This is a genomic window from Pelagibius sp., assembly GCF_028289705.1.
Lineage (GTDB): Bacteria > Pseudomonadota > Alphaproteobacteria > Kiloniellales > Kiloniellaceae > Pelagibius.
The window spans coordinates 1-12,033 of the sequence record NZ_JANQOI010000193.1; the positions used below are offsets into that span (position 1 = coordinate 1).

Below are 12,033 nucleotides of genomic sequence, written 5' to 3' on the forward strand. Positions count from 1 at the left end.
CACCAGGGCAGCGCTGCGCAGGACAGGGAAAAGCCGCACCGCGGCGGCGAGGTTCTCGCGAACATTGGTTTGAGAGAGCCGTGTCCGGCCCTGGTTCAGATCCACCGCGCCTTCGTAGCCGCCGCCGATGATGACCGAACCTTCCTGCGACTGCTTGAGGGAGAGCTTGTGTCCTTCGCAGCCCACCACGCCCTCGACAAAGCGCGGCAGGCGCTCGGTGACCAGCATCTGCAGGGCGGCCGGGCGCAGCGGCACCGGCTCCCCCACCGCCGCGGCCAGCCGATTGCCCCAGGCGCCGGCGGCGTTGACCACGAACTGCGCCGCAAAGTAGCCCTTGGCCGTGACGACCCGCAGGCCGCCGCCATCCCGTTCCACAGTGGTGACAGGGCAGCCCTCATGAAGCGCGACACCGGCCGCCTTGGCGGCGCGCCGGAAGGCGTGGACGCAGCGCAGCGGATCAGCAAAGCCGTCGTCCTCGACATAGAGAGCGCCCTTGCAATGCGCCGCCAGGTTCGGCAGCCGCCGCTTGAGCTCAGCGGGGCCGATCAGGCGTTCATGGTCGTAGCCGAGCTCGCGGATCATGGCTTGCCGGCGCTCCAAGGCGGCAAGGCCGGCCTCGTCCTCCGCGACGCGGATCTGCCCGCCGGGAGCGAAGCCGCCGTCGTCGCCGATGAGCGCCGGCAGGCAGCGCCAGAGCTCCAGCGCCGCCAGGACCAGCGGGATTTCCGCGGGATGGCGGTTCAGGCTGCGCACACCCCCGGCGCTGGCGCTGGAGGCGAAGCGCCCGCAACTCTCGGCCTCCAGTAGGGTGACCTTCAGCCCGGCCTTGGCGGCGGCATGGGCGCAGGACAGGCCGATCAGGCCGCCACCGATGACCATCATGTCGCTGCGCGCCGGCGTCATAGCTCCGGCTCCGCTTCCAGGTAGTCGCCGAGCAGGATCGGCTTCAGCGGCGGACGGATGCGCAGGGCCCCGGTCTCGTCCGGCGGCTGTCCGGTCTCAGCCGCGATCAGGCGCACCAGACTGGGCCCGCAGAAGCGGCCCTGACAGGGGCCCATGCCGCAGCGGGTGAAAGTCTTCACCCGGTTGGGCCCGCCGGCCCCCTGGTCGACGGCCTGGCGCACCGCGGCTGTTGTCACGCCCTCGCAGCGGCAGATCGGGGTGTCGTCGGTCAGGTGGTTTTCGAGCGGCACCGGCGCGTAGAGCCGGTCGAGAAAGGCCCGCGCCCGCTGCTGCCGGGCCCGGCGGGCGCGCAAGGGTGCCGCCGCCTTTTCGCTCTCCGCCGTCGGGAGACGGCCAAGATGTTCGGCGGCCTTCAGGGCGGCCAGCGTTCCGCGCAGCGTGGCGAGGTCCGCGCCTTCGACGCCACCGCCGTCGCCGGCGATCCAGACCCACGCGTCGGAGCTCCGCCCGTCGGGATCGCAGAGCGGCTCGAAGCACTGGCGTTCATCGTGCCAGCGGTGTTCGAGCCCCAAAAGCCGCGAGACCTGGGTCGAGGGAATGACCCCGTCATGCACCCCCAGCAGCGAACAGGGGAGTTCGTGGCGCCGGCCGCCGCTCTCGAAACTCAAATGCTCCAGACTCTCATCACCAAGGGCTGCGAGGCGCGTGACGCCGCGATAGATCCGCGCCCCGGACAGGGCGCGGCGCAGCAGCAGGCCGAAGCCGCGGATCATGGTGCGGGGATCGCCGAAGAATGCCTGCGGCAGGCCGGGAAAGGCTGCGGTCATGCGCCCCGGCGGCGCCAGATCGAGGATCGCCGCCGCGCGGCCGCCCAGCGCCGCGATCTGCGCCAGGTAGAGCAGCAACAGGGGCCCCTGGCCCGCCAGCACCAATCCTTCCGAGCCCGGCCGCAGGCCACCCACCTTCAGCGCCGTCTGCAGGGCACCGACGCCCATCACGCCGGGCAGGGTCCAGCCGGGAAAGGGCAGCGGCCGCTCCATGGCGCCGGTGGCCAGGATCAGCGCCTTGGCTGCACCCTCGCGGATCGCATGGCGGGTGCCGCCGCCGTCGGCCTCGCGCTGCAGCCAGCTCAGCCGCAGATCCGGCGAGACGTCGAAGACCGTGGCCCCCGGGCGGTAGTCCAGGGCGGACTGGCGCAAGGCGGCGACCGCTTCGCGCGCGCCGCCGTAGCTTGCGGCGACCTTGCCGAGACCCGAGGAGTCGGCGCCCAAGATCCGCTCGGCCTGCCGCCAGACCTGGCCGCCGGGCTCGGCCTGTTCGTCCAGCAGCAGGACGGTGAGCCCGTGTGCCGCGGCGGTGGTCGCCGCCGCGAGGCCGGCGGGCCCGGCACCGATCACCGCGAGATCGACGGGCTCAGTCATCGCCGGTGCCCACCTGTTCGCCCGTTTCGACCACCATGCCCTCGGCCACCGGCGTGAGGCAGGCCTGGCTCTGCGGCCGGCCGTCGATGGTGCAGAGGCAGCCGAAGCACTGGCCGATCAGGCAGTAGGTGCCGTTGGGTGCGCCGCTGGCGGGGTTGCGGGCGAAACTGCGGTGGCCGGCGGCGAGCAACGCGGTGGCCACACTCTCCCCCGCCCGCGCCTCGAGGGGCGCGCCGTCGACGATGACGCGCACCGCCTCGCCGCTGCCGGTCCGTACGAACCAGGTCATGCCACCGCCTCGTCGAAGCGGGCAGCGGAGAACGCCGGGTAGCGGTCCGAGAGGCTGCCCGCCAGGATCGCCGCGGCCACCTCGCGGGCGTGCACCGCGGCCAGGGTGACGCCGCTGTGGCAGGTGACCAGAAAGGCGCCGGGGCAGCGCTCCGATTCCTGGTAGATGGGAAAGCCGTCGGGGGCGAGCACCCGCAGGGCGCCCCACTGTCGCACCAGCCGCGCCTGTGCCAGGCGCGGGAAGGTGCGCACCGCCCGGCGGGCGATGGCCCGCGCCACGTCCTGGCTGGTGCCGCGGTCGAAGCCCACGTCCTCGTGGCTGTCGCCCAGCATCACCGTGCCCTCACCGGTCTGGCGGATGGTGTGGCAGGCAAGATCGAGGAACGCCGGCAGGCGCTCCGAGACCAGGATCTGCCCGCGCTCCGGACGCAGCGGCGCCTGCAAGCCGAGTTGCGGCGCGAGCTTGGCGTTGCCCAGCCCGGCGGCCAGCACCACCCTGCCGGCCTGGACGTCCCGATCCCCGGTGGAGATCCGGAAGCCGCCGCCGGGGTCGGCGCGGACCTCCGTCACCAGCCCGCTTTCGGTCCTGACCCGCGGCGACCGCAGCAGAGCGCGGCGCAGGGCCGAGAGGGTCGCCAGGGGATCGGCGAAGCCGTCATGGGGGCAGTAGGTGCCGCCCACCACCTCCGGCCCGGCGGCAGGCACCAGGTCCAGGACCGCCTGCCGGTCGAGTACCCGTGTGTCGTTGTCGCCGGGGGCGGCCTGGTTGTGCATGCGCCGCACCGCCGTCGCGTAGCGCTCCAGTTCCGCCTCGTCGAGGGCGAGCTTCACGCCGCCGGTCTGGCGGTGGCCGGGATCGATACCACTTTCCTCAACGAGGCTCTGGGCAAAGCCGCTCCAGAGATCGGCGGAACGCCGGGTGAGGGCGGCATAGTCGGCGAGGCCCAGGCCCTTGCCCTGCACCCAGACCAGACCGAAGTTGCCGGCCGAGGCGTGAAAGCTGTCGTCCCCTGCGTCGAGGAGCAGCACCTCCGCGCCAGCCTTCGCCAGACCGTAGGCCAACGCCGAGCCCACCAGCCCGCCGCCGACCACGGCGATCTCGCATTCGATGTGTTTCGCCGATGACAAAGGCATGGCCGCGCTACCCGTGCAAGGTGAGCGCAGCGGGCTCGGCAGCGGGCGCGCTCAGGGCGGCGCGGCCGAAAGCGAAGGCTTCGCGGGAGAGCGGCGACTGCCGGCCCAGCGCCAGGTCGCAGATCATCTCGCCCGTCGCCGGGCCGATGCCGAAGCCATGGCCGGAGAAACCGGCGGCGACGATCAGGCCGTCGATGCCCGGCGCAAAGTCGATGACCGGCAGGGCATCGGGGGTCAGGTCCAGAAGGCCGGCCCAGATCCGTCTCACCCGGGCCTCGGCAAAGTCCGGCAGCAGCGCGCCGACCAGATCGATGGTGCGCTTCACGCTGGCGGTGGTGGGCTCCACCTTGGGGCGGCCGTCTTCGGTCTCCCCAATCTCGCCGTGCCAGGCCTCGGCGCCGCTAGTGACCCGCAGACAGCCGTCCACCTGCTGGCGCGCCGCGCAGTCAGCACTGGCGACCCCCAGCACCGGCGCCAGCAGCGGCGGTAGGGGCACGGACTGGATCACCGTCACCATGGGAATGCGCAGCGGGACCGTCAGCCCCAGGGGCTGCAGCAGCGCGTTGATGCCGATGCCCGGGGCGAGAACGCAAAGGCCCGCCGGCAGCCGCCCGGCGGTGGTGCGCAGGCCCTGCAGACGCCCACCGGCAACCTCGACCGCCTCGACCTTTTCGCCGAAGCGAAAGACCGCGCCGTGGCGTTCGGCCGCCGCGACGAAGGCGCCGACGCTGGCCACCGGATCGGCATGGCCATCGGTGGGACAGAAGGAGGCGGCGAGAACGTCGCCCGAGACAGCCGGCGCGATCTCGCGGATTGCCGCGATGTCGTCGAGGAAGGTGAGGTCGAGGCCGAGGGCGCGCTGATCGGCCACAAGCTGCCGGATGGTCTCCACCTCCGCCGGCGTGCGGGCCAGGCGCAGATTGCCGTTCCGGCGATAGTCGGTCGGCGCGCCGAGTTCGGCTTCGAGATCCGGCCAGAGCGCCACGGCACGCTGGGCCAGGGGCAGTTCCGCCGGGTCGCGGCCGGACTGACGCACCCCGGCCAGGGTCCAGCCGGAGGCCATGGCCGCCGGCCCGTAGCTGTCGATCACCGTGACCTTCGCGCCCGCCTTGGCGAGCCGGTAGGCGGCGCTGCAGCCGGTGATCCCGGCGCCGACGATGGCGATGTCCGGCAAGGTCAAGAGCCGAACCTCTCGTAGCGGAAGGGCGCCGGGTCGACCAGCGGCGCCCGTCCTGTGGCGAGCTGCGCCGCCAGATGCCCGACGCCGGGGCCGAGCCCGAAGCCATGTCCGGAGAGGCCGGTCGCCATGATCAACCCGGGCAGTTTCGCGACAGGCCCGATCACCGGGATCTCGTCGGGCATGACGTCGATCATGCCGCCCCAGCGCTCCACCGGGCGAACATCGGCGAGTTGCGGATAGAGGGTCTTTGCCGCCTGCAGGACAGAATCGAGAAGCTGATGGTCGGGCGCCGGATCGAAGATCCGCACAGCCTCGAAGGGGCTCGCCTCGTCGGCCTGCCAGCGGTGGCTGCCCAGGGGTCCGAAGTAGGTCTTGCCGAGACGCAGCTTCACGATGCGCCAGCGGTCTTTCAGGACCGGCGTGAAGGCGAAGAAGTGCCGGAAGGCCGCCGGGATGAGGTCGAAGCGCGCCGCGCCGCTGCGCGCCACGGTGTAGCCGCCGTCGACGCGCCGGCGGATCGAAGCGCCTGAGGCACCGAAGGTGCTGTTGGAGATCAGCGGCGCCTCTGTTGTGCGCTGCGCGGAGGACTGGACCGCAAGCTGCGGCAGGGAAAGTCCGAGGTTCTCCAGGAAGGGCCGCGACCAGACGCCGCCGGCCAGCACCACCGCCTCGCAGGCAATCGAACCGTGCTCGGTCACCACCTGGGAGACCTGACCGCCGGCGGTCTCGATGCTGCGCACCGCCGTGCCCTCGAAGATCTCCGCCCCGGCAGCGGCGGCCAGCCGCGCGACGGCGGGCACGGCGCGGGCCGGTTCCGCGTAGATGTCGCTCGGCGTGTGCAAGGCGCCGACGAAGCGGCCCTCCGACTGACCAAGCATGGCGTCGGTCTCGGCACGGCTCAGCAGGCGGGTGTCGAGCTGGAAGTCCTTGGCCCGCTCCAGCCAGTCGGCATGCCCGGCCAGATCCTTCTCGTTGTCCGCCAGGTAGGTGGTGCCACCTGTGCGCAGGCCGATGTCTTCATCGAGCTGTTCGTCGAAGCGCCGCCAGAGCTGCTGGCTTTCGATCATCAAGGGCAGCTCGCGCAGATCGCGCCCCTGTTTGCGGATCCAGCCCCAGTTGCGCGACGACTGTTCGCCGGCGATGCGCCCCTTCTCGCAGAGCACCACAGGCACCTTCCACTGCGCCAGTGTGAGGGCTGCCGAGACGCCCGCGACACCGCCGCCGATCACCACGACGCTGGCGCGTTTGGGCAGCGGTCGCTCTTCGGAATGCGCGAATTCGGGCGTCACAGCGGGCCTCATTTGCGTGCGGAACATCGTGCCGGATCGACGGCAGAGACCGACGTGGAAAGCGGTCGGACTTGCCCTCTGGGCGCACGACCTTCCTGCCAAGTCCACGTGGCTGTCAAGGTTCAAGCCGCCGAAGGGCGCCGCCAAGAACCCGGCGAGTACCCCTCAAAGCGAGTCCGACAAGCCCCTTTTCTGACCGTGCGCAATGACCGCCTGCAGGCAGCCGATGAAGGTGCTGGCGGCCGTCGTCAGCGGCCGGCCGCGCACGTGCACCACCGCCATCATCACCTCCACCGCCGGCTCGATGGGGCGGACCGCGAGGTCGGCGCGCGGCTCGAACCAGAGGCTGAATTCGTCCACCAGGGCGATACCGGAACCCAGGCGCACGAGGTCGCGCAACAGGGTGGTCGGTTCCGCCTCGATGGAGACGGTCGGCGCCGGGTCGTCGGGGATCAGGCGCTCGCGGATGGAGCGGGCGAAGGGCAGGTTGCCGCGGTAGGCGATCAACGGCTGACCCTTCAGGTCCTCGCGCTGCAGAGCGGTCTTCGCCGCCAGCTCGTGATCCGGGCGCATGATGGCGACGATGCGTCCGCTGCTGAGCGGGACCGTCGCCGCCAGGGGTTCCTCCTCGGTGTAGTGCACCACGCCCAGGTCGATACGCCCCGAGGCGGCGTCCTCCAGGATCAGCAGCGGTGCCTGCACGTTCACCAGGATCTTCAGATCCGGATTGGCGTCCGCCATGGCGACGATGGCCCGCGGCACGATGGCGGCGGCGAAGGCCGGCGCCGTGGCCAGACGGAAAGGGCCGCCGCCGCGGTTGCGGATGTCGGTCACCAGGCTTTCGAAGGCGGTCATCTCCTCGCTGACGCGCTCCGCCTCGCGGGCCAGGATCACCGCCTCCCCCGTGGGGCGTAGGCGCCCGTCGATGCGTTCGAAAAGCCGCATGCCGGCCACGTCTTCCAGGCGTTTCACCGCCTTGCTGACCGTCGGCTGGGAGAGATTCAGCTCCGCCGCCGCCCGGGTCACCGAGCCCTGGCGGATCACTGCGGCGAGCACCTGCAGGTGTCGGTTTGAAATCATAGTATTCCTTTAGGGAATGGATTTCCGAAGAAATGTAATTTGCATTATGACATCGCCAAGCCGAACATGAAAACCTGGCGCGGCCGGCGTGATGTCGCGGCAAAACTTGTCGTGCGCGGGCAAAGCACCCGCGCGATCGCGCCGATTGCCGTGGTTCTGAGGGAGGAGAGCCACGTGTATCGCGAAAGCCGCTTGAAGGCGAAGCTGCGGGCCGGGGAGCCCACGCTGGGCTGCTGGCTGTTCATGGGCAGCCCGGTGGTCAGCGAACTGCTGGCCCACGCCGGGTTCGACGCGCTGATCGTCGACCACGAGCACGCGCCCGGCGGCCTGGAGACCGGCATCCACCAGATGCGCGCCATCCAGACGACGCCGACCACGGCGCTGGTCCGCGTCGCCGACAACCAGCCCATGTACTTCAAGCAGAACCTCGATGCCGGCGCCGAGGGCATCCTGGTCGCCAACGTGGAGAGCGGTGAGGCCGCGGCGGCGGCGGTGGCCGCCTGCCGCTATCCGCCGCAGGGCATCCGCGGACATCAGACCGGCGCCTCGCGCGCGTCCGACTGGGGCTTCCTGCCGCCGGCGGACTACTACCGCACCTGGGAGCAGAACTTCCTGCTCGCCCTCCTGATCGAATCCGACAGGGGCGTGGCCGCCATCCCGGAGATGTGCGCACTGCCGGAGGTCGACATGCTGTTCATCGGACCGACGGACCTGAGCGGCAGCATCGGCAAGGCGCGCGATTTCGAGGCGCCGGAGTTCAAGGAACTCATGGCCGAGGCCGAGCGCCGCATCCTGGAGGGCGGCAAATGGCTGGGCGCCGTCACCCTGCCCGGCGACAGCCCGGCCGCGCAGTTCGCCCGCGGCTATCACTTCGTCACCAACGCCAACGACGTCACCCTGCTGCGCGACGGCGCGCGGGGCGCCGTTGCCGCCGGCGCGGCCTAGGAGGGAGGCGCGGCGATGAGTACCTGGCGCGTCGGTGTCGACTCGGGCGGAACCTTCACCGACGTCTGCCTTTTGGAGGAGGAGAGCGGCCGCCTGGCGGTGTGGAAGGTGCCGAGCACGCCGGACGATCCCTCGGTGGCGATTTCCGGGGGCGCCCGCGAGGCGCTGGACCGCTTCGCCGGCGACTCGGCGCTGGTCGTCTTCTTCGGCCACGGCACGACGGTGGCCACCAACGCCCTGATCCAGCGCCGCGGCGCGCGCATCGGCCTGATCACCAGCGAGGGCTTCCGCGACCTTCTGGAGATCGGCCGCCAGCGCCGCCCGGACCTCTACGACCTGCAGGCCGACAAACCGGAAACGCTGGTGCCGCGCGACCGCCGCCTGGAGGTGCCGGAGCGCATCCTGCACGACGGCGCGGTGCTGGCGCGACCGACCCCGGAGGCCATCCAGGCCGCCGCCCGCCACCTCGCCGCCATGGGGGTGGACGCCCTGGCGATCTGCTTCCTCTACAGCTTCCGCGACCCGACCCACGAGCGCCTGGTGGCGGAGATCGCCGCCCAGCAGCTCGGCGATACCTTCGTCACCTGCTCCCACGCGGTCTGCCCGGAGTTCCGGGAGTTCGAACGCCTCAGCACCACCGTGGTCAACGCGTTCCTCGGCCCGGTGATCAAGGGCTATCTCTCGCAACTGGCCCCGCGCCTGGCCGATGCGGGCATTCGCGTCGAACCGCACATCACCCAGTCCAACGGCGGCACAATCACTTTCGAAACCGCCTCCGAACTGCCGGTGCGCACGGTGCTTTCCGGCCCCAGCACCGGGGTCATCGGGGCGCTGGAAACGGCGCGCGCCGCCGGGATCGAGAACATCATCACCTTCGACATGGGCGGCACCTCCACCGACGTCTCGCTGGTCGAGGCGGGGCGCCCGCGCACCACCACCGAGGCGGAGGTGCACGGCTATCCGCTGAAGGTGCCGATGATCGACATCCACACCGTCGGCGCCGGCGGCGGTTCCATCGCCGACGTGGATGCCGGCGGCCTCCTGAAAGTCGGACCGCGCAGCGCCGGCGCGGCGCCGGGGCCGGTCTGCTACGGCCTCGGCAACGAAGAGCCGACGGTGACCGACGCCAACGTGGTCATGCAGGTGCTGAACCCGCGCGAACTGCTGGGCGGCCGCATGCCCATCGAGCGCGGCAAGGCGGTCGGCGCCATCGGCTATCTGGCCGGCCGCCTCGGCCTCGACATCAACGAGAGCGCCGCCGGGATCATCCGGGTCGTGACCGCGAGCATGGCCCGGGCCATCCGCGTGATCTCGGTGCAGCGCGGCCACGATCCGCGCGACTACTGCCTGGTGGCCTTCGGCGGGGCCGGGCCGCTCCATGCCAGCCGCCTGGCCCGGGAACTGGAAATCCCCAAGGTCCTGGTGCCGCGCAATCCCGGCATCCTCTGTGCGCTGGGGCTGCTGCTCACCGACCTGCGCCACGATCTCTCGGTCACCCGGCGCCTGCGTCTGGACGAGGGCGCGCAGGGCGAGGCCCATGAGGCCTTCGCAAGCCTGCGCGGCGACGCCGAGGCCTGGTTCGAGCGCGAGGGCGTGGCCGCCGAACGCCGCCGGCTGGTGGCCTCCGCGGACATGCGCTACGCTGGCCAGAACTACGAGCTCAACGTGCCCCTGCCGGAGCTGGCGGGCGAAGCGCAGTTGCTCGACGCGCTGCGCTCCGGCTTCGAAGCGGCCCATCAGCGGCTCTACGGCTACACCGCACCGGAGGAGCCCATCGAGGTGATGACCTTCCGCATCGAGGCTTACGGGCTGGTGGACAAACCGAAGCTGGGCGCCGCGCCGGACGCCGGCCCCGATGCCGCAGGCGCGCGCATCGGCGAACGCGAGGTCTACCTGCCGGAATTGAAGGACTTCGTCGCCTGCCCGGTCTACGACCGCGAGCGCCTGGCCGCCGGCAACCGGATCGAAGGGCCCGCTGTCGTCGAACAGATGGACTCCACCACCCTGGTGCTGCCGGGGCAGAGCGCCACGGTCGACCCGCACCTCAACCTTGTGCTGGAATTCGGGGAGGGCGCATGAACGACGGAGCGAAGGGCGGTAATTGGACCGTCGATCCGGTCACCGTGGAAGTGATCGGCAACGCCATCTCCTCCATCGCCGAGGAGATGGGAGAGACCCTGATCCGCGCCTCCTACTCCACCAACATCAAGGAGCGGCGCGACTGTTCCACCGTGCTGTTCGATGCCCAGGGCCGCACGCTCTATCAGGCCGAGCACATTCCCATTCACCTGGGTTCTCTGATGGGCGTAGTAGAAGCGATCCTGGAGCGCTTCCCCGCCGATCAGATCCGCGAGGGCGACGTCTTCATCGGCAACGACGCCTACACCGGCGGCGGCACCCATCTGCCGGACATCGTCCTGGCCTCGCCCATCTATCACGAGGGCGCCCTGGCCGGCTGGGCCACCAACCTGGCGCACCACGCCGACTTCGTCGACCGCGGCCATGACCACATCTACCAGGAGGGCCTGCGCATCCCGCCGATCCGCCTGCAGCGCGCCGGCGAGCTGCAGCAGGACGTGCTGGATCTGATCCTCCTGAACTGCCAGGTGCCGCGCGAACGGCTGAACGACCTGCGCGCCCAACTCGCCGCCAACCGTTTCGGCATCCAGCGTTTCCAGGCGCTTTGCGCGCGCTACGGCACAGACTTCCTGAACCGGGTGTTCGACGAACTGCTGGACTATGCGGAGCGGCGCATGCGCGCCGGCATCGCCGAGATTCCCGACGGCACCTACGAGTTCGAGGACAGCTTCGACGCCGACGAACTGGACGAAGCTCTGAACTTCCGCCTGCGCCTGACGGTGCGCGGCGACGAGATGGATCTGAACTTCATCGACATTCCCCCGCAGGTGCGCGCCGGCCTCAACCTGGTGGAGACCGCGCTGCTGGCCACCGCCTACTACGCCGTCAAGACCGTGGTCGACCCCAGCGCGCCGCCCAACGCCGGGCTGTTCCGGCCGATCACCGTGTCGGCGCCCTACGGCTCGATCCTCAACTCGGCCCCGCCCGGCGCGGTCAACGGCCGCACCAACACCTGTCAGCGGGTCGTCGACCTGGTGCACGGCGCCCTCGCCCAGGCGGTGCCGGAGCGCCTGGTGGCCGCCTGCAACGGCGCCGTCACCTCGGCCACCTTCACCGGGACCAACCCCCGCACAGGCGAGTTCTATGTTTATCTGGAGACCCTGGGAGGCGGCTTCGGCGCGCGGGCCAGCAAGGACGGACTGGACGGCGTCCAGGTCCACGTCACCAACACCAGCAACCTGCCGGTGGAAGGACTGGAGCCGGAATACCCGCTGATCGTCGAACGCTACGAACTGGTACGCGACTCCGGCGGGCCCGGACAGTGGCGCGGCGGCATGGGCATCCGTCGCCAGATCCGCGCCATCGACCACCAATGCCGCATGTTCATCTATGGTACCCGGGAGGAGTCCGCGCCCTGGGGCCTGTTCGGCGGCCTGGAAGGCGGGCGCTACCGGCTCGAGCGCGATCCCGGCGTCGCTCCGCTGGTCAGCGGTGTCGGCGAACTGGCGCCGGGACAGTCCGTGGCCGTGGTGACCCCGGGGGCCGGCGGCTACGGCCCGCCGGAGCGGCGCGACCAGGCCCTGGTTCGCCGCGACCTCGCGGAGGACAGGATATCGCCGGAGACCGCGCGGCGCGCTTATGGGATCGAGTACGGGGAGGAGAGTGACGTGGCCGCCAAGGCGGGCCGGTAACCGGCATCAACACGAATTGGGAG

The 12,033-nt window shown here is 70.9% G+C and carries 10 protein-coding genes; 3 read left to right on the plus strand and 7 right to left on the minus strand.

Annotation, left to right across the window (positions count from 1 at the left end):
• The 7 genes from Q0996_RS25235 to Q0996_RS25265 all read right to left on the minus strand — a co-directional run.
• On the minus strand, positions 1-903 hold a 903-nt coding region (locus Q0996_RS25235; RefSeq protein WP_299626925.1), incomplete at its 3' end, for an FAD-binding oxidoreductase.
• Positions 900-2,324, minus strand: a complete 1,425-nt coding sequence (locus tag Q0996_RS25240; protein ID WP_299626927.1) for an NAD(P)/FAD-dependent oxidoreductase — start codon at positions 2,322-2,324, stop codon at positions 900-902. The genes Q0996_RS25240 and Q0996_RS25235, both read right to left, overlap by 4 nt.
• Entirely contained in the window at positions 2,317-2,613 is a 297-nt protein-coding gene (locus Q0996_RS25245) for a (2Fe-2S)-binding protein (RefSeq protein WP_299626929.1), read from the minus strand. The genes Q0996_RS25240 and Q0996_RS25245 overlap by 8 nt, the downstream gene beginning before the upstream one ends.
• A complete protein-coding gene (locus Q0996_RS25250) occupies positions 2,610-3,746 on the minus strand; it encodes an FAD-binding oxidoreductase (protein WP_299626932.1) in 1,137 nt (378 codons plus the stop codon). Before Q0996_RS25250 ends, Q0996_RS25245 begins: the two co-directional genes overlap by 4 nt.
• A 7-nt stretch (positions 3,747-3,753) precedes the next feature.
• A complete protein-coding gene (locus Q0996_RS25255) occupies positions 3,754-4,926 on the minus strand; it encodes an FAD-binding oxidoreductase (RefSeq protein ID WP_299626935.1) in 1,173 nt (390 codons plus the stop codon).
• Complete coding sequence (locus tag Q0996_RS25260) at positions 4,923-6,215, minus strand: FAD-binding oxidoreductase (protein WP_299626938.1); 1,293 nt, start codon at positions 6,213-6,215, stop codon at positions 4,923-4,925. Before Q0996_RS25260 ends, Q0996_RS25255 begins: the two co-directional genes overlap by 4 nt.
• A 165-nt stretch (positions 6,216-6,380) precedes the next feature.
• A complete protein-coding gene (locus Q0996_RS25265; RefSeq protein WP_299626941.1) occupies positions 6,381-7,295 on the minus strand; it encodes a LysR family transcriptional regulator in 915 nt (304 codons plus the stop codon).
• A gap of 174 nt (positions 7,296-7,469) precedes the next feature.
• Here Q0996_RS25265 and Q0996_RS25270 point away from each other — a divergent pair, with 174 nt between their 5' ends.
• Genes Q0996_RS25270 through Q0996_RS25280 form a run of 3 tightly spaced genes read left to right on the plus strand, consistent with a single transcriptional unit; the run spans position 7,470 to position 12,010 of the window.
• Positions 7,470-8,240 (plus strand): HpcH/HpaI aldolase/citrate lyase family protein, encoded by a 771-nt coding sequence (locus tag Q0996_RS25270; protein WP_299626944.1) that lies wholly within the window; start codon positions 7,470-7,472, stop codon positions 8,238-8,240.
• A 15-nt stretch (positions 8,241-8,255) separates the two neighbouring features.
• Complete coding sequence (locus Q0996_RS25275; protein WP_299626947.1) at positions 8,256-10,319, plus strand: hydantoinase/oxoprolinase family protein; 2,064 nt, start codon at positions 8,256-8,258, stop codon at positions 10,317-10,319.
• Positions 10,316-12,010, plus strand: coding sequence for a hydantoinase B/oxoprolinase family protein (locus Q0996_RS25280; protein WP_299626950.1), 1,695 nt, complete (start codon positions 10,316-10,318; stop codon positions 12,008-12,010). The genes Q0996_RS25275 and Q0996_RS25280 overlap by 4 nt, the downstream gene beginning before the upstream one ends.
• Positions 12,011-12,033 lie beyond the last annotated feature (23 nt).

Coding starts and splice junctions, on each gene's coding strand:
- Q0996_RS25240 (WP_299626927.1), bottom strand. CDS start 2,324: ATGACTGAGCCCGTCGATCTCGCGGTGATCGGTGCCGGGCCCGCCGGC.
- Q0996_RS25245 (WP_299626929.1), bottom strand. CDS start 2,613: ATGACCTGGTTCGTACGGACCGGCAGCGGCGAGGCGGTGCGCGTCATC.
- Q0996_RS25250 (WP_299626932.1), bottom strand. CDS start 3,746: ATGCCTTTGTCATCGGCGAAACACATCGAATGCGAGATCGCCGTGGTC.
- Q0996_RS25265 (WP_299626941.1), bottom strand. CDS start 7,295: ATGATTTCAAACCGACACCTGCAGGTGCTCGCCGCAGTGATCCGCCAG.
- Q0996_RS25275 (WP_299626947.1), top strand. CDS start 8,256: ATGAGTACCTGGCGCGTCGGTGTCGACTCGGGCGGAACCTTCACCGAC.
- Q0996_RS25280 (WP_299626950.1), top strand. CDS start 10,316: ATGAACGACGGAGCGAAGGGCGGTAATTGGACCGTCGATCCGGTCACC.